General features: G+C 36.4%; 20 protein-coding genes. 13 read left to right on the forward strand and 7 right to left on the reverse strand.

The genetic code is table 11. The annotated features are described in order from the left end of the window. Window positions 1-64: 64 nt before the first annotated feature. The gene (locus ACIP9W_RS15710) at window positions 65-430 is read right to left on the reverse strand and encodes a YugN family protein (RefSeq protein WP_282245768.1); all 366 of its coding nucleotides are present in this window, start codon (window positions 428-430) and stop codon (window positions 65-67) included. Window positions 431-581: 151 nt separating this feature from the next. Between ACIP9W_RS15710 and ACIP9W_RS15715 the strand changes: the two genes are divergently transcribed. Then, window positions 582-1,673 (forward strand): CAP domain-containing protein, encoded by a 1,092-nt coding sequence (locus ACIP9W_RS15715; RefSeq protein ID WP_400791226.1) that lies wholly within the window; start codon window positions 582-584, stop codon window positions 1,671-1,673. Window positions 1,674-2,001: 328 nt separating this feature from the next. Here the strand turns inward: ACIP9W_RS15715 and ACIP9W_RS15720 are convergent, their stop codons facing one another. Then, window positions 2,002-2,733 (reverse strand): amino acid kinase family protein, encoded by a 732-nt coding sequence (locus tag ACIP9W_RS15720; RefSeq protein WP_400791229.1) that lies wholly within the window; start codon window positions 2,731-2,733, stop codon window positions 2,002-2,004. 174 nt (window positions 2,734-2,907) lie between these two features. Here ACIP9W_RS15720 and ACIP9W_RS15725 point away from each other — a divergent pair, with 174 nt between their 5' ends. After that, window positions 2,908-4,302, forward strand: a complete 1,395-nt coding sequence (locus ACIP9W_RS15725; protein ID WP_400791232.1) for a UDP-N-acetylmuramoyl-L-alanyl-D-glutamate--2,6-diaminopimelate ligase — start codon at window positions 2,908-2,910, stop codon at window positions 4,300-4,302. Here ACIP9W_RS15725 and ACIP9W_RS15730 read toward each other — a convergent pair. Continuing rightward, window positions 4,251-4,748 carry a PaaI family thioesterase gene (locus ACIP9W_RS15730; RefSeq protein WP_400791235.1) on the reverse strand — a complete coding sequence of 166 codons (498 nt, stop codon included), beginning with the start codon at window positions 4,746-4,748 and terminating at the stop codon, window positions 4,251-4,253. The genes ACIP9W_RS15725 and ACIP9W_RS15730 overlap by 52 nt on opposite strands. A gap of 86 nt (window positions 4,749-4,834) precedes the next feature. Here ACIP9W_RS15730 and ACIP9W_RS15735 point away from each other — a divergent pair, with 86 nt between their 5' ends. Then, window positions 4,835-5,284, forward strand: a complete 450-nt coding sequence (locus ACIP9W_RS15735; RefSeq protein ID WP_400791238.1) for a YlbF/YmcA family competence regulator — start codon at window positions 4,835-4,837, stop codon at window positions 5,282-5,284. Window positions 5,285-5,325: 41 nt separating this feature from the next. On the opposite strand, the gene ACIP9W_RS15740 is transcribed toward ACIP9W_RS15735, so the two are convergent. Next, window positions 5,326-6,228, reverse strand: coding sequence for a glycerophosphodiester phosphodiesterase family protein (locus ACIP9W_RS15740; protein ID WP_400791241.1), 903 nt, complete (start codon window positions 6,226-6,228; stop codon window positions 5,326-5,328). A 134-nt stretch (window positions 6,229-6,362) separates the two neighbouring features. On the opposite strand from ACIP9W_RS15740, the gene ACIP9W_RS15745 reads away from it, so the two are divergent. Next, complete coding sequence (locus ACIP9W_RS15745) at window positions 6,363-6,635, forward strand: YlbG family protein (protein ID WP_142537627.1); 273 nt, start codon at window positions 6,363-6,365, stop codon at window positions 6,633-6,635. Window positions 6,636-6,648: 13 nt separating this feature from the next. On the opposite strand, the gene ACIP9W_RS15750 is transcribed toward ACIP9W_RS15745, so the two are convergent. Continuing rightward, window positions 6,649-7,035, reverse strand: a complete 387-nt coding sequence (locus ACIP9W_RS15750; RefSeq protein ID WP_400791244.1) for a DUF7147 family protein — start codon at window positions 7,033-7,035, stop codon at window positions 6,649-6,651. A 52-nt stretch (window positions 7,036-7,087) separates the two neighbouring features. On the opposite strand from ACIP9W_RS15750, the gene ACIP9W_RS15755 reads away from it, so the two are divergent. Genes ACIP9W_RS15755 through coaD form a run of 3 tightly spaced genes read left to right on the forward strand, consistent with a single transcriptional unit; the run spans window position 7,088 to window position 9,582 of the window. Further along, window positions 7,088-8,509, forward strand: a complete 1,422-nt coding sequence (locus ACIP9W_RS15755; RefSeq protein ID WP_400791247.1) for a hypothetical protein — start codon at window positions 7,088-7,090, stop codon at window positions 8,507-8,509. Window positions 8,510-8,525: 16 nt separating this feature from the next. Beyond that, window positions 8,526-9,095, forward strand: a complete 570-nt coding sequence (gene rsmD / locus ACIP9W_RS15760) for a 16S rRNA (guanine(966)-N(2))-methyltransferase RsmD (protein ID WP_400791250.1) — start codon at window positions 8,526-8,528, stop codon at window positions 9,093-9,095. Window position 9,096: 1 nt separating this feature from the next. Continuing rightward, window positions 9,097-9,582, forward strand: coding sequence for a pantetheine-phosphate adenylyltransferase (gene coaD / locus ACIP9W_RS15765; protein ID WP_400791253.1), 486 nt, complete (start codon window positions 9,097-9,099; stop codon window positions 9,580-9,582). A gap of 652 nt (window positions 9,583-10,234) precedes the next feature. Here coaD and ACIP9W_RS15770 read toward each other — a convergent pair. Next, on the reverse strand, window positions 10,235-11,110 hold the full coding sequence (locus ACIP9W_RS15770; RefSeq protein WP_400791256.1) for a hypothetical protein: 876 nt from the start codon (window positions 11,108-11,110) through the stop codon (window positions 10,235-10,237). Between the two features lie 94 nt (window positions 11,111-11,204). Between ACIP9W_RS15770 and ACIP9W_RS15775 the strand changes: the two genes are divergently transcribed. Continuing rightward, window positions 11,205-12,251, forward strand: a complete 1,047-nt coding sequence (locus ACIP9W_RS15775) for a SepM family pheromone-processing serine protease (RefSeq protein ID WP_400791259.1) — start codon at window positions 11,205-11,207, stop codon at window positions 12,249-12,251. Window positions 12,252-12,255: 4 nt separating this feature from the next. On the opposite strand, the gene ACIP9W_RS15780 is transcribed toward ACIP9W_RS15775, so the two are convergent. Then, window positions 12,256-13,470, reverse strand: a complete 1,215-nt coding sequence (locus tag ACIP9W_RS15780) for a nucleotidyltransferase (protein ID WP_400791261.1) — start codon at window positions 13,468-13,470, stop codon at window positions 12,256-12,258. Window positions 13,471-13,708: 238 nt separating this feature from the next. Between ACIP9W_RS15780 and ACIP9W_RS15785 the strand changes: the two genes are divergently transcribed. From ACIP9W_RS15785 to ACIP9W_RS15805, 5 genes are all read left to right on the forward strand, one after another. Beyond that, window positions 13,709-14,248, forward strand: a complete 540-nt coding sequence (locus ACIP9W_RS15785; RefSeq protein ID WP_400791264.1) for a YceD family protein — start codon at window positions 13,709-13,711, stop codon at window positions 14,246-14,248. A gap of 24 nt (window positions 14,249-14,272) precedes the next feature. Further along, entirely contained in the window at window positions 14,273-14,446 is a 174-nt protein-coding gene (gene rpmF / locus ACIP9W_RS15790) for a 50S ribosomal protein L32 (RefSeq protein WP_093263953.1), read from the forward strand. A gap of 585 nt (window positions 14,447-15,031) precedes the next feature. After that, on the forward strand, window positions 15,032-15,787 hold the full coding sequence (locus ACIP9W_RS15795; RefSeq protein ID WP_400791268.1) for an enoyl-CoA hydratase/isomerase family protein: 756 nt from the start codon (window positions 15,032-15,034) through the stop codon (window positions 15,785-15,787). Between the two features lie 64 nt (window positions 15,788-15,851). Further along, window positions 15,852-16,250: a hypothetical protein gene (locus ACIP9W_RS15800; RefSeq protein WP_400791271.1), complete on the forward strand. Its 399-nt coding sequence runs from the start codon at window positions 15,852-15,854 to the stop codon at window positions 16,248-16,250. Window positions 16,251-16,469: 219 nt separating this feature from the next. Next, window positions 16,470-16,682, forward strand: coding sequence for an acetyl-CoA carboxylase biotin carboxyl carrier protein subunit (locus tag ACIP9W_RS15805; RefSeq protein ID WP_400791273.1), 213 nt, complete (start codon window positions 16,470-16,472; stop codon window positions 16,680-16,682). The last annotated feature ends 110 nt before the right edge of the window (window positions 16,683-16,792 follow it).

Consider the following 16,792-nt stretch of genomic DNA (forward strand, 5'->3'; position numbering starts at 1 on the left):
ATCTATATTTGAACAGATAAAAAACGCCAGAGGAATTATTCTCTAGCGTTTCATGCAGCCCTTATTATGCTTGTAGTTCAAATGCACTTAAGTCTTTTTTTAGAGCAGCTAATACTTGTTCACATGATTTTACTAAATGATTTGGGAAAACTTCATTTTCGCCATATTCTACACCATGTGGATAGTAATGTTTGCCGACTACTGGTTTCAATAATGTGATGTTTGCATCATGAGCGCCTACATCCCCGTCTTTTGTAAAACCAAATACTCGAAGATAAAATGTTCCTTCTTTTATTTCATACTTTTTGTCATAAGTTACACGTTCGTAATCCCACTGACCAGCGCGGATTAATCCGTTCTTTTTCATAAGATCATCTAATAAATTTAGATCAATGACAGTGTTTTCTATACCAGTGTTTTCGAAATACATTGAATAGTCCTCCTTCACGTTCGATTACCAAAGAATACGTTCTCATTAATATTAATTCAAATTTGAAAATGTTGCAATGGCAACATTGTGTCTTTCCATGTATGCTTGATATACTAGTGAAAACGAAGTAATTGTTAAGGAGAAAAATGAGATGAAAAATCTATTCCGCATATTAGTAGCTATTACTATTGTACTGGTAATTTTTATATATTTTGATAATCCTGTGCAGGAAAATGAGCTTATAAGAGGTTCTAACAATTCTGGGCAGTTAATACCACAGCAATTACCGGAGGTTACGGAGCCAGCAAACATTTTTGATAGACCAAAGGAAGGGGTATCCACGTTAATAGGTGAGTCATCTCAAAAGCTGATTGAATTGTTTGGTAAGCCCACGAGAGTTGAACCGTCGGGTTTTGATTATGAATGGTGGGTGTATAATGATTCCTTTTCTACCTATAAACTGTTTGGCATAACAGAAGGTCAGATAACCCAATCCTTTGCAATTGGTAACGATATAGATGTTACTCCATATAAAATAGGACAGTCGCTAACAGATATTTATCGATTTACACTTGTACAATCTGAAGTCACCATATCAATAGATTCGAATACGTATACATTTTCCTTAACAGAAGAAGATATAAATACACGTATTTTAGTACCATTTGATAATTTGTTTGCCATCTTATATATAGATATGGAAGATCAACAGCTAGAGGCAGTACGGTTTACAGATGCAAACACGCTATTAAAACTAAGACCGTACGATATTTTATATAATGGCACGATGATAGATGTGGAAACCCCAGCTTCTTCCTTACAAGCCGCAATAGATAGGGCGAATGAGCGTCAGGTTGTCGAAATGACAAATGTTATTCGTCACAGGCATGGTTTACAGGTGTTGGAGTCTGATTATGCATTGCAACAAATTGCAAGGGGACATAGTGAAGAAATGGCAAAAAATAATGTAGTTATTAATGAGACATCTGAAATTCCTAAATTTAGTGATAAGTTAAAGGAATCATCCATTGAGTTTACACGTGCAGCCGGGAACACAGCCGCTTTTTACTTTGATGCAGGTGAAGCTGTTAATGGTTGGTTAAATTCGAGAGATCATCGAGCTTCTATACTAGGCGAATGGTATACACATACGGGGGTAGGAGTATATAGTAACTACTATACGCAAAATTTAATAGAACAACATAAAGTAAAAACAAGAAAAAGTGGTATCAATATTGATTAACCAACAGTACCCCTAACTATTGTGAGAAACACTCGGTGCATTAAAAATATGTAAAGAAGGGGTATTGAAGAGAACAAGTTCCACACAAATACCAATGCTTCATGATGCAAAAAGGATACGACACAGTCGCATCCCTTTTGCATTTTTTCTTTTCCATATCAATTGCCTAGAACTTGATTGGTATTGGATAATAATTATCCCTTAGTAATGTTGCAGTGATTATGTCATCCAAAGCATATCAAAAACATACAAAAGCAAAGGGAAGGCTTATACGTTTTTTGAAAAGTTTTAATTCCGGAAATCAATTGATAACGGGCTTGAAAAATACCTAGTTAAAAACAAAAGTACCTTCTTTATCTTCATATAGTGAGCGAATATGCAAGGGAACATTATGAAGGGCAGCAAATTTAGCTGCTCTTTTTTGTATGACCTCTACTGGTCCATTGATTTTATGTTGCAATTCTTCATAAGTCATAGAAGAAATTAATTGAACGTTTTTCTCTCTAAAAGGATCAGAAGTCATAACACCAGGAACATTTTTATAAAACTCCACGACATCTGCATTCAAATAATGTCCATAAACGACTGCCGTTAGATCACTGCCACCTCTTCCAAGTGTAGTGAAGGTTTGCGTTTCTTCTGAGAGACCTTGAAAACCTGGTACGACTATACAATTGACTTGTTGGAAGGCGGCTGTTATGGATGTTGTTTCTACTTTTTCTATTTGAGCATCTCCATACGCATTGTTGGTCATAATTCCCGCACTTTTCCCGTATAAAAGAGTTGCTAAAATCCCTGCTTCTTTTAACTCCGAACAAAGTACTGAGGCAGATATTAGTTCACCACAAGCCGAAAGTAAATCAGTTTCAACACTGTTCCCGGAGCTAGGTATTAAATCTAATAAGGTGTCCGTTGCATAGTGCTGTCCTCTTCTTCCCATTGCAGAAACAACTACCAAAACTTTTTGATGTATACTAATTGCTTTTTTAATCCTTGCTAATACCAATTTCCTGTTTTGATGATCTTGCATTGCAATTCCACCGAATTTTTGCACAATCATATTTTCAACCACTCATCTCGTGACATTTCAAACACTCCGTTCATACGATACAAGGAATTCACTTTACTTTATGCGAACTCACAAGAATGGTGTAGGGAGTGTGTTACTATTTTTCCTTTAAAAGAACTATTAAATTGTTTGGAATACAAAGTTACAGGTGATTTGAAGGACTTTATGATAAACAGATTTATCGATCACTCGAAGCAAATTGAAGAAGGGGATATATTCGTTTCGGAAACAGGGAATCGAGTATTTATAGAAGAGGCGATACAAAACGGTGCAAAAGCGATACTCACCGAATATTTTATCCATGACTGTAGCGTGCCTCAAGTTATTTTACCGACCGATATGCATTTGTTTAAAGAAAGAATTTCCCTTATGGCACATAAATTGTATGGGGAAAATATAAAAACTATTGGGATAACTGGCACCAACGGAAAAACAACCGTTGCTTCTTTTATAGGACAATTATTAATGCAACAACAAAAATCAGTGTGTGTTATTGGCACATTAGGCGTTTTTATAAATGGTCAAAAACTGGAACGTCCTTTTAGAAGTAATACAACATTGCCGTTTTATGATTTTTTACAAGTAGTAAAATATTGTTTTGAACGTGATGTTGAATATATTGTATTGGAAGCTTCTTCTCAAGGATTGTTGGACAATCGATTAGGTATGTATCCGATCGATGTAGGTGTTTTTTTAAATATAGGAAAGGATCACCTAGAATTTCACGGTGGAATGGTACCATATAAAAAATCAAAAGAGCTACTTACCACGCTTTCCAAACAAATTGTCATAAATGATGATGATGAGTGGTGTAGATCAATCGCAGAAAAGACGGAGCTTCCAGTTATACGTTTTGGTGAACGATATACGAATGACGTCATTTACCAAAAAGCGGATTATTCAAAAGAAGTTGTCTATTACAAATATATTGTGAGAGATAAAGAAGTACAATTAAAGATGAAAAACAGTGGCTATTATAATGGGATGAATATAGCGGCAGCATTAGCATGTTTATCGGGATTAAATATTCCTCTTGGAGACGTAAAAGCACTAACATTGCCAAAAGGGAGATTAGAGCAAATACCTAATGGTAAAGGGGTGGAGGTTCTTATTGACTATGCCCATACTCCTGATGCATTGGAGGCTTGTTTATCTACGATTACATCCTATGCCAAAAAGGATGTGTATGTGGTGTTTGGTTGCGGAGGAAATCGAGATAAACAAAAGAGAAAAGGTATGGGAGAAGTTGCGACAAAATATGCGACAAGAATAATTATTACTTCTGACAATCCAAGAGATGAACGTCCAGAAGACATTATTGCTGAAATTGTAAGTGGCGTGAACCTTAGCAAAGTAATCATCGAACCTGATCGGGAAAAAGCGATTATTTTGGCATTAAGCACTGCTCAAAAAGGAGACGTCATTTTAGTAGCAGGAAAGGGACATGAGCAAGAACAAATTACTAATGGTCTTGTCGTCCCTTTTTCTGATCATCAAGTTGTACGCAATTATTTAGAAGAGTCGGGGGGATTAATAACAAAAAATGACCCAGTAGCATGAGCGATTCTTTTACCATCTGGTTGAGTGACTGAGCATTCTAACACTAATGTTTGGCGACCTTTATGTAGATAGGATGCTGTAGCGATTAACGATTCTTGTGTAGCTGCCTTCACATAATGAATGTTCATATTTGTCGTTACTGCTCCTTTTCCTTCCGGTCGTAAATCTTTGTTTACAAGGTATCCCATCGCATTATCCATGACTGTTGCAATAATTCCTCCATGTGGTTTATCAAATGTATTAAAGGAAAGAGGCGTAATAGGAAAAGTGACGATACATGTATCCTGTTCAAATTGAATATCCATTTGTAAAACCGCATTTAAATAGGTTGTAGAAGTATTTTGCTGCTTCTTTTGGATAGCTATAAGAAAGTCTTTTAGTAGGGCCATATCTGCTTCTGATGCGTTTTCTGCAACTTGGTGCAGTAATGATTGTAATTCGTTCATTGTTTTTTTCTCCTAACAGTAAGTAAATAATTTGGCAATTGCTTCTCCATTTCTGGTATGATATACACAGATTGGAGGTTTTATAATTGATAATGACCAATGAATGGGCCACTATAATGGACCAATCAGATATGCTATGTACAATGGTTCTTTCCTCTGAACAATTTTGTCATTATTTAAATGCACATCGTGCTGTATATACAAATTCGAATCTAGTACGTGAAATTAATCATTTTACGAAACTTAAAGACCAATATGAAGAGGTCCAACGATTCGGAAAATATCATCCCGATTATTCGAAAGTTATGAAGGATATCCGCGTAACTAAACGAAAATTGGATATGGTAGATGAAATTGCAACATTAAGAGTTGCGGAAAATGAATTACAAGATTTGCTCGATGAAGTGAGCCTGCTAATCGGTAAATCAGTTTCAGAAGGTGTGAAAGTTCCAGTGAGCAACCCGTTTTTTGCATCCAGTGGCTCTAGTTGTGGGAGCGGCTGTGGTACTGGTGGAGCTTGCTCTTGTTCTGCATAAGAAATACGAAGGATGTGTGCATTTGTTTGCACACATCCTTTTTAGTCTAGCTTTAATGCTTCAATTGCTATGTCGGGGCGATCTGTAATGATTCCTTTTGCACCGTTTTGGATCAATTTCCTCATGACTACCGGATCATTGATAGTCCAATAGTGAACGGGGATATTCAAGGAAGTGATATGTTTGATAAAGCCTGCACTGTCTAGCGGAAATACATTCGATTTCACCGGAATTTGAAATACATCTGCCTTTGGATGGTATAAATGCTTAAATTGGCTAGTGTATGCAGTATATGCTTTTTTTACTTCTTTTTCACCAGCTCCTAAAGCAACTGTATTTTGTGCATATAAGTTAAAGCGATCTATTTGCTCGTCATAAAAACTAGTAACTACAACGCGCTTGTAAACTTGTTTTTCCTCTAATAGTCTCCAAAGCTTGGAAGGCATTAAGCTACCCTCATAAGTTTGGGGAGCATCTTTAATATCGATATTTATAAGCATTTGGGGATATGCATCTAGAAGCTCATCTAAAGTGATTATTTTTTCTCCGCAACCTCTATATGAATAAGCGCCTTCTAAATCGACAAAGTGGTGACCTAGGTCTGCTTCTTTTAATTGCGCCAATGTGTAATTAGCTACTTTGCCATTTAAATTTGTAACTCTATCTAAGTCTTCATCGTGAAAAACGATAATCTCTTCATCTTTTGTTAATCGTATATCTATTTCAAATCCATGGACTCCTAATTTTGCTGCATTTTCAAAAGCGGCAAGCGAACATTCTGGAGCAAGCGCAGCTCCTCCTCGATGTGCTAGAATGATTGGTTGCTCGTATTCAAGCGCTTCTTTTGGAGTACGACTTTGTGGTTTAGAAATAGCTTTTGTACTGGCCCAAGCTGCTCCTGCAGCTGCGGCAATAGCGAAAACAACATTAGTCTTTTTTCCCATTAATCGATTTATCCTCCTTTTAACCGTTAGCTTCTCTCATTATAACTTTTGAACGTTCAACTGTCAGCTAGTTGTTGTTGCTATCATTTTCCCGGATATGTTATCCTAAAGAGGAAGAAATGAGGGGAAAAAGTATGACAGAAAGACAAGGATTAATTGTCTATGTGCATCATCTAAAACAAGCGAAATCACTAAGAAAATATGGCCATGTCCATTATATTTCTAAAAAGATGAAATATGTCGTGTTATATTGTGATCAAGATCAAATAGATACTGCCAAACAAAAGATGAACAAACTTCCTTTTGTAAAAGAAATTCTAGAATCGTACCGTCCATTTTTAAAAACTGAGTTTGAAAATAGTAAGCCAGATAAAGCGAAAGAATACGATTATAAAATTGGTTTGTAAAATCTACTCTCGTTTATTGAAGCGGCGGTATTAAGTTATTTAACCGTAAAACGCCAATTATATACTGATAAAATAAATTTGTGTCTACAAAAGTGGAAGAATGTTTCACGTCGATTTGGATTGGGTCGATTTCTAGCTCTTCTAACGTCTCTTTAAACGCTGAAAGTCTTTTAGGTACAGCTTCCGATTTTGGTATTCCTTCTCGACATATATATATTGGGAAGAAGTTAGCATTATTAATAGGCTTTAGAGCAACTGCAATGGAAAAGTACTCTTTATCCTCTTTTTTAGATGTGAATAAGAAGGCGTGATGTATACGATTTCTAGTTAATCGTGCGAGTTCACAAAGCTCAAATACATCTCCATAACCTTCACCTAGCTCTATAAAACGTTGAATCAATGGGGACACTTCCTTTCCAATCCATCTTACCACTTTGTTGGAGGAAAATTCTATGAAATTTGTTATAAGTTTTTTGACTATGTTGCTTGTGGTAACAAATAGCGTTTTGCTTTTATTTCAATATCACGTTTATTCCTCTAGTTTGGAGGAAGAGGAGCAAACTTTTTCTTATGAACAAGAAATTGAACTAAAGTTTAAACGTGACAAAGTTATTGTTAAGCAACATTTTCTTCATTTGCCACAAGAGAAAATGACCATTGCCTGGCCAATTTCAAGTGTAAATAGAAGCTGTGAGTTGGGCACCACAAGTGACAGCTGTAGTCGATTATCGGATGATTTAACTTCGTTTGAAGAAGGAGAGTCAACCAAACAGAGTATTTCGTATGAAATTCCATTAGCTGATGGATTACCAGACGGAATATTACTTTCTGGATTTTTAGCAAAGATTGAAAAGGGCGGAGTCTCCTATACAACGCTTCATGTAACGGATGAGGTAAAAAGAGGAGGGATGTGGGTTAGCGGTTTACCGGTAATAGGGTCCACATCGTTAAATTTAATCGATTATACTCTTTTTTCTGGAGCTGGAAATATGTCAGACTTATATTGGCAACAAGCAGTTATACCAGTGAAATATAAGAATGATTATTTAACTGTTCATTCAAATGAAGAGCTTACAGAAGAATTACGTGTACGATTAGATAACTTGAATATTCCAAATAGTGCGCATATAACCTTGCTTTTCACTGAAAACAAAAATAATATTAAGTCACCACGTATCGTATTTATGAAGAGTAAAGATATTGACTCAATTGAACGTGAGTTGATTGTGAAAACTGTTCAATACCAATATGGATTGACCGATGATAATTCGTTGCTTTCTGAAGTGGTTAGTAGTTTTTCGATGGATAGATCAATCGGATCCGAAAAATCAGTTTGGATGTATGAAACACTTAAAAATTATTTTACAACCAATCAGTTATCGGAATGGAAAACGAAATTGACTAAAAATAGTTCGTTAAATGCGGAAAAATTAGATGAACTCCTGTCGGAAGTAATCGGATCGAACACTTCATTTTTTCAATTGAATCTCCAATCTGAGTTAGACAAGTTTCCGCTACTTTTTGAGGATTCGCGTACTGTTTATGTGAATGGAGTACAACAAGAAGAGCTGAAATTATTAATGAAAGACGGGAAAATTTTATATGCTGCCGGACCATTGTTAGCTGAACTGGGCTACACATTAAATGATACAGATAAAGGTTTATATGTGCAAAATGATTCAAGAGCATTTCGTTTCCCGATTCAGGAACCATTTTACGTGTTGAATGAAAAACGATATGACGCAATGTCAGAACCGTTTGAGCGAATCGGATCGGAATTTTATATTGAAGAAGCATGGATGATTCGATTGTTTTTATTGGATATAGAAAAACAAGAAGACCGAATAAATATTACAGAGTCTTCTACATTTTAACATTAGGAGTTCAAACATGAGAGTAATATCAGGATCGAGAAAAGGGTTGCCATTAAAAGCGGTGCCTGGAACAAATACACGACCTACAACGGATAAAGTGAAGGAATCTATTTTTAATATGATTGGTCCTTATTTTGACGGAGGGGTCGCAGTAGATTTATTTGCTGGAAGTGGAAACTTAGGCATTGAATCATTAAGTCGAGGAATCGATTTATGTATTTTCATCGAAAAAGATCAGAAAGCCATTCAAACGATAAACGAAAATTTAAAGAAATGTCGTTTAGAGGATTTAAGTGAAATATATAGAATAGATGCTGCTCGAGCAGTAAAGGCATTTGAAAAAAGAGAATTGAAAATCGAGTTATTATTTGTAGATCCACCGTATAATAAGACTGCATTTTATGATTTAGCCCAAAAGATTGTAGAAGTTGGATGTATGAGCGATACGGGAATTATCGTGTGTGAGCATGATAAAACGGTTGACCTGGCAGCTGATTTTGATACTTTTACTCTTGCTAGACGGGAAACTTACGGTGGTACAATTATTTCTATTTATCGTAAACGTTTAGAAGAAGAGGGGAATTAAATTGGTTAAAATCGCAGTTGTACCAGGAAGCTTTGATCCAATAACAAACGGGCATTTAGATATCATAAATAGAGGAGCGGCTGTCTTTGGACAAGTCAATGTTGTCGTATTAAATAACTCTTCTAAAAATCCTCTATTTTCTGTGGAGGAAAGAATGGAGCTTATTAAAGAGGCAACCAGTCATCTTTCCAATGTAAAAGTAGAGACTTATTCTGGATTGTTGATGGATTATGCAGAAAGTGTCCATGCAAGTGCAATTATAAGAGGACTACGTGCAGTTTCCGATTTCGAATATGAAATGCAAATCACATCGATGAACCGTGTTTTAAACGATGAAATCGAAACATTTTTTATCATGACCAAAAACCAATATTCTTTTTTAAGTTCTAGTATCGTTAAAGAAGTAGCTAAATATGGAGGGAAAATAGAAGAATTAGTCCCTCCCCATGTGGAAGCTGCTTTACGAAAAAAATTTAATAAATCGTAACCTTGCCAATGTGGCAAGGTTTTTTTCATGGTTTAAGAAACTAGAAAAGATTTAGAGATGAGGATAACTTTTTTTTTGTAGAAAAGGGAATGACATGTTTTTTATTGTACGTGGTATAGGGGAAACTGTGCGGTAGTTATCGGCGTCTCACTTCCAAGTAAACTTGTTTTATTAATATTGGTTGCTCACAGGATTAATTTGGTTGCTTTCAAACTAGAACTAGTTGCTCTCAACAATCGTTTGGTTGCTCTCAGACTAGAACTGGTTGCTTTCGTCAACTGTTTGGTCGCCCTTATCCATTTTTAGGATCTACAGAGTGGAAAACTGTTGATGATTTTGTTTTTAGCAAGTCGTTCATCAATAACAAAGAATTTACCAATGATTTTTGCTGCAGGCGTCGACTCCTGCCGGATGAGGGAGCAAAATGAGACATTCCAACGACGCCCTAAGCGGAGGGAATGGCTCATCGCTCACCTGGCGGAAAGCGTACGACTGCAGTGAAAATCTAGCGGACAACTTCATAAATTAGCTACTTCGCAGTTTCCCTATTATATGTTCTTGTGAACTAAAGTGGGCTGGAGAAAGAAGCATAAGAGCTTTAGTTCAGGTGTGACTTATCATCTAGACCAAAACGGCTTTTGTCATAACTTGCTTAAATAATAAAAAACAATGGGATTATCAGCATGTGTAGAAAACGGAATAGAATATAACGTTTGATAGGAATTCTAGCTTTTTGGGCAAGTACTATAATTTGCATATGAATACTTAAACCGCTAAAGGCTACAATGATTGCTACGATAAATGGAAGTATAGCTTTTCCTGCGAGTATTTCTCCTGCTAAACTGATTCCACCTGTCATTTCAAAAAAAGAAGCGACAAATACTAACAATAATGGTGAAATAGATGGAAACACTTCCTTCACAGATTCAAATACAACAATACTTACTGTAGTGAAAAAGATGACGGTTGTACCGATTAGCAATAATATTTGGGAGGTTTCTTTAATACTTTCTTGGAATGGAGAAATGGCAATTGTTGCTTTGTATTCATTCTGTTGAATAGGCTTGGAAAAAAAGATGAATACTAAAAGAAAGATTAAATTGATCAGATGGATAATAATTAACAATTTCAACCCTGCAAATTCTTCGTGAAAAATTTCTATTCCAACAAATCCAATAACAAACATTGGACTCGGCGCATGACAAATCCCTAATAACCAACTAGCGTTACGTTCATTTAAGGTACCCATTTCCTTCAAGGAAGAAATAACAGCAGCTCCACTTGGAAATCCCCCAATCGCACTTAATATGTAAACATTCATATACAATTTAAACTTATTCGTTGTATGTAAAAAATTATTTTGTGATCTTATAAACATTTGGGTAATGACTAAATAAGGCAACAAATAAGGAAGTAATGCCGTCGTAAAGATACGCATTCCTTCTACGGCCCCCTTATGGGCTGTACCAGGTTGTAGAAATAATAAAATTATTAATGCCCAGCTTGCGATAGTAATAATTATATGCATGTAATTTCATCCTTTATTTTCGATTGTTTTGTCAGAAAAAAATGGAAGTGATAAACTAATACTCATATATAGTTAAGAAAGAGAGGGAGAACTTATGAAGAAGAGAAAGTCCGTAATCCTTCTTTTCGTATTTGCGATTGTGCTGGCACTTGCCTTCTATCCAATGGAATCCTATATTTCCAAACCAGGAGGTGCCTATGAGCTTTCACCATTTGTAGAAGTGGACGGTGGAGACGAGGATGACATCGGCACCATGAGTCTACTCACCATAGCACTTGCAAAAGCTACTCCACTTACATACGCATACGCTAAACTAGTGGATAATCAAAAAATATATAAGGCAAATCAAATTAGGCAGGAAGATGAAGACGACAAAGAATATAATGTTCGTCAATTAAAGCTTATGTCTGATTCTCAATTTAATGCTATTACGGTTGCATACAATCGAGCGAATAAGCCTTATACAATCACAAATAACGGAATATTTATTTTTAATGTAGTGGATGGTAGTGCTGCAGACGGTATTTTAGAACCTGGGGATAAAATTTTGGAGATGGATAATGAAAAGGATTTAACGGAAGCATCCATACAAACATATTTGGCTGATAAACAAGAAGGAGATACGATTCAATTAGTAGTCGAACGAGAAGGCAAGGAACTAAAGAAAGAGGTCACACTTAAAATAGTACCTGGCGTTCTTGATAAACCAGGAATCGGGATATCTTATAAAGAGGATAAAATAGTTGAAACTACACCAGTCGTCAATATGCATACCGAAGATATTGGGGGGCCTTCTGCTGGTCTTATGTTTACATTGGAAATATTAAATCAATTGTTGCCTGAAGATCTTACAAAAGGACATAATATTGCCGGAACTGGGGAGATGCTACCAGATGGTACCGTAGGACGTATTGGTGGGATTGACTTAAAAGTAATTGCAGCCGATCGAAAAGGAATGGAAATCATGTTCGCTCCTGATGATGAAATAGACCCTGCAGTATTAGAGAAAAACCCAGATTTAACATCCAATTATGATGTAGCAGTAAAAACGGCAAAAAAAATAGGCACAAAAATGAAAATTGTACCTGTTAAAACAGTTGACGACGCACTTGCATATTTAGAAAAATTAGAGCCAAAATAAATTATTAAATTCTTATTGGTGCTATTCGAAAATCGCTGCCAACCATTTGCTGACCATACGAACTTTGTAAACCGAGATAATATAAGTTCGCTGCTTTAATATCTAACTGAAGTAATTTATTTTTTTTACTTGCGGCAACTCTACTAACAAGTGGAAGCTGCAAGTCTTTTTTTATCGATTGTAAATAAGCTTGTCCTTTTTGATTCATTCCTAATGGACGAATATAAGTCGGTAACTCGGTTTCACGCAATTGCTCCCATGTAAATTCCGTATAAATATGCGTTAACATTCGTTGAATTCTAGTCCATGTAAAACGCTTCGATTTTATCTTTTCCATAAAAGGTTGAAAGGTTATACAGGTTGTAGCTGCATTCCATATAGCATTTTCCATACCTTCTGTCACTTCTGCACATTGAGCGAGCGACTCTTTTGTATGACGTAAAATAATTAAACGTAGCAATGGATAAAATCGCTCCCAGCTACCAAAAGAGTCAGCCGTACTTTGCCATTCATTTAATGCGTCTAAACTAGTAGCTGGCAAAAAAGGTTCTATCGCAGACAGATCATTATCACCAAACAACACCTTTCGAATTCCAGTAGCACTCGCAATGGTTTCCGAAGTTTTCGCATCATCATGGTAATCAGCTACGACACGTTGAATGGTCTCCGGTTGAATTTGGGTATGCAACATTTGGGCCGCCTCTATATAGTGATAGCCTAAAATGTTATTTGGCTTTGAAAGGTCTACTAATGGCACGCTCACATCTTTAGAAACAAGCTTATAAGCTTCGTTTAATGCTTTAGGATAACTAATGCCTTCTTTCATAAGCGTGGAGATCGCTAAATTATAGGAGGCTTTATTTACCGTTAATAAATCATACGTATGCTGAAACGCCTGTAAAGACCCCTCTTCGCTCCCAAAACAAAATGACTTACATTTTAACGCATCTAATAAAAAAATCGCTCCTTTTGCAAAATCACTCGCTTGAGCGGTAGCAAATGCGTAGGGTAGTTCTATTACTAAGTCAACACCCGCGTAGAGAGCCATTTTCGTTCGCGTCCACTTATCAACAAGTGCTGGCTCACCACGTTGCAAAAAGTTACCAGACATTACGGCAATCATAACTTCACTATCTGCTTTCACTCGTGACTGTTCTAAATGATGTAAATGTCCATTATGAAATGGATTATATTCCACCACAATTCCGGTAGCTTTCATTAATTCACCAAATCCTTTCCATGAGTTCCCGACTCCAGTGCATTGCACCTGCATTCAGCTCGTCGCCGTTAAGGGCTTGCCACACGATGTCGCGAATTTAGACTGTATTCCTTTAATAGGCGCTTTCGCTTTTCATAATCAAATTATAATGTTATTATATTGTAGTGACAAGAAATTATCTTGACATCTAAATTCAGTCATTATATAATCAACTTTGTTGTCTTGAGGTGATAATCGTATGAAATGGGCAATTAGTCAACTAGCAAAATATCGTGAAAACGGGATGCCGTTAGATGAGTTCGTTACACTTGAAAAAGTGAAGGAACGAAACCCGGACGTTCGAAACATTTCACCCGTTCATGTAAAAGGGCATTGCACGTTTGGTGCAGCGCAAATGAATTGTCATTTTCAGCTTTCAGGGACTCTTATATTACCTTGTGCTCGCACTTGGGAGGATGTAGAATATCCATTTGAGATTCAATCTGATGAAATCTTCAACTGGTCTGAGACGGCAGCTGCTTCTGCGCAAGCACATGATAATTTCCATGTGGTAGAAGGAGATGTCATTGATGTAGACCCTATTCTAGAAGAGTTAGTTCTTTTAGAAATTCCATTGCAAGTGTATAAAGAAGGTGCAGACCAATTTAGACATGAAGGTGGAAGTGGTTGGAGTTATACAACAGATGATGATCTGAACGATATGCAAGAAGATGAACAACCAAAACTGGATCCAAGACTAGCTGATTTAGCTAAGTATTTTGATCAAACAGACGAATAATAGATCTGTAAGGAGGTGCCACCAATGGCAGTACCAGCTAGAAGAACTTCTAAAACTGTAAAAAGAAAACGTCGTACACATTTTAAATTATCCGTACCTGGTATGGTTGCTTGTTCAAATTGTGGTGAAATGAAATTGGCTCACCGTATTTGTAAATCATGCGGTCAATACAAAGGGAAAGAAGTAGTGAGCAAATAATTCAGTATTTGTTCCGTAAAAGACTACCAAAGAGACCATGGCTCTTCGGTAGTCTTTTTTTGTTTTAGGAAATAATTTATGAGATAGAGAGAGGGAAACTGCGACTAAGTGAGTTGAAGAAAGTGATCGCTTGGATTTAGCATGGTGGCTCTTCGCTTTCCGCGGGCGGGCGCCGTGCCGCTTCGTCGCGAGCGACACCAGGGTCCTGTCAGCCTCGCTTTCCCGCAGGGGACTCGCGCTGGCGCACTAAATCCCTCAAACTATATAGTTGCAGAATAAATATGCCCAAGAAATGGCTAAGGGCAACCAACAATTATTGAAAGCGACCAATTCTACTAGGAAAGCAACTAAATCAACATAAGAGCAATCAAATTACTAGTAAGAGCAACCAAATCACTGTTGAAAGCAACCATTTCTTAGAATAACAAGTTAACTTGTAGTGGGGCGTCGATGACTACCTTCCAATTTCCCTAAACTGCACAAACTATACATTGTGATTATCTTGTAATTTTCCTCCACATCCATGCTTCTTGTTGATCATGAGGTATGGTACCCTTGATATATAAATTGCAAAGGGGAATGGATATGGCATATACAATCGAAAAAAGAGATGAAATCATTATCTTTGAAATCAACAGACCTACAATCCATAATGCGATTAATGGAGAAGTGGTAGAGGGATTTAAACAATTGGTGCAAAGAGTAAAAACAGATTCATCCATTAAACTTGCTGTCATTACAGGAGCAGGAGAAAGAACGTTTTGTTCCGGTGGGGATCTCTCTGTATTCCATATGTTAAAAACAGAAAAAGAAGCATATAAAATGTTAAGTGAAACAGCGCAAGTTTTATATGAAGTAGCAACAATAGAAGTTCCAACAATTGCTTTATTAAACGGAACTGCTGTAGGTGGCGGGTGTGAAATTGCTACGTTATGCGATTTTCGTTTAGTGAAGAAAGAAGCTAAATGTGGTTTTATTCAAGGGAAATTAGGAATTACTTCTGGTTGGGGTGGAGGGTCGTACTTATTTGAAAAAGGAATGAGATATGACCACGCATTGCAAATGCTAACCGAAGCAGTACCTTATACTTCAGATTATCTTCTTTCTATTGGCTGGGCAACGGAAGTTTACGAAGGAGATAAATACAATGCTCTACATAAGTTTAGCGAGAAAATGATTATTCCACATGCCTCTGTTTTGAAAGCATATAAGAAACAAGCTATTCAAAAATGGGAAAATACCCAATTATATGAAAGAATTATGGAAGAAGTCTCGGGATGTTCAATTCTTTGGGAGCAAGACGCGCATCACGAAGCAGTTGATGCTTTTTTAAAAAGATAACCATTTTTAGAGTCTATTTGTACCCACTTTGCATATATTAATAAAAAAGCAAAGGGTGATAAACATGAATGTTAAAATTAGAAAAGATAGTTGGAGTGCGGAAGAAGACAATCTTTTAAAAGAAATAGTTTTAAAGAAAATAGAACAAGGTCTTACGCAAATTTCTGGCTTTGAAGAAGCAAGCATTTTGTTAGGTCGCTCCAAACAAGCTTGTGCATTCAGATGGAATAAAAATCTACGCCCACAAATATTTAAAAAAGAAACTAGCGGCAAAGAGCATGTAGTCAGAGAAGTGGCAGACTCATCTACATTACAAAACCATCTACAGTTAGCGATGGAAAGCTATGATGAAATGAAGCAATCCTATGATGAAATTTCTAGTGCCTATAATTTATTAAAACAAGATTACGAGCAATTATTGAATTGGGCCAAACAAGGAATTACGCATTTAGAACGACAATAATCTAGAAGTCTCTTACTTTAGAGGCTTTTTTTTATTGGGGAAAATAGAAAATTAGCAATAAAGAACGCACAAAAAGTATTTTCTTCTGCTAAAATAGAAAGAGTAAAGGAAATATTCCATTTTTCTATGAATTCTTACAAACTGTAAGCTTTAAAAGTGGATATATGCAATATCCTTTTTAAGGGAATGATTGGTACATCAAAGGGAGGAAATATCACGATGAAAAATTTAGCATCAACAATGGCAGGAACTGTATTTACAATAAACATAGCAGCAGGAGAAGAAGTTTCCGCTGGACAAGTAGTATTGGTACTTGAGTCAATGAAAATGGAGATCCCTATCGAGGCAGAAACTGCAGGTAAAGTAGCAGCTATCAATGTAAAAGAAGGCGATTTCGTTAATGAAGGCGACGTACTAGTTACGTTTGAATAAGGAAGCATAATCTTTTCTATAGGGCGTCTAGCTTCAAGGCATCTCGGGGGTAAAAGTGTAAAAGTTGCTTAATTGCTAAGCTCGTATGAGCGCTTGCGCATTTCATATAA

This window comes from Psychrobacillus sp. NPDC093180 (assembly GCF_044754065.1).
Taxonomy (GTDB): domain Bacteria; phylum Bacillota; class Bacilli; order Bacillales_A; family Planococcaceae; genus Psychrobacillus.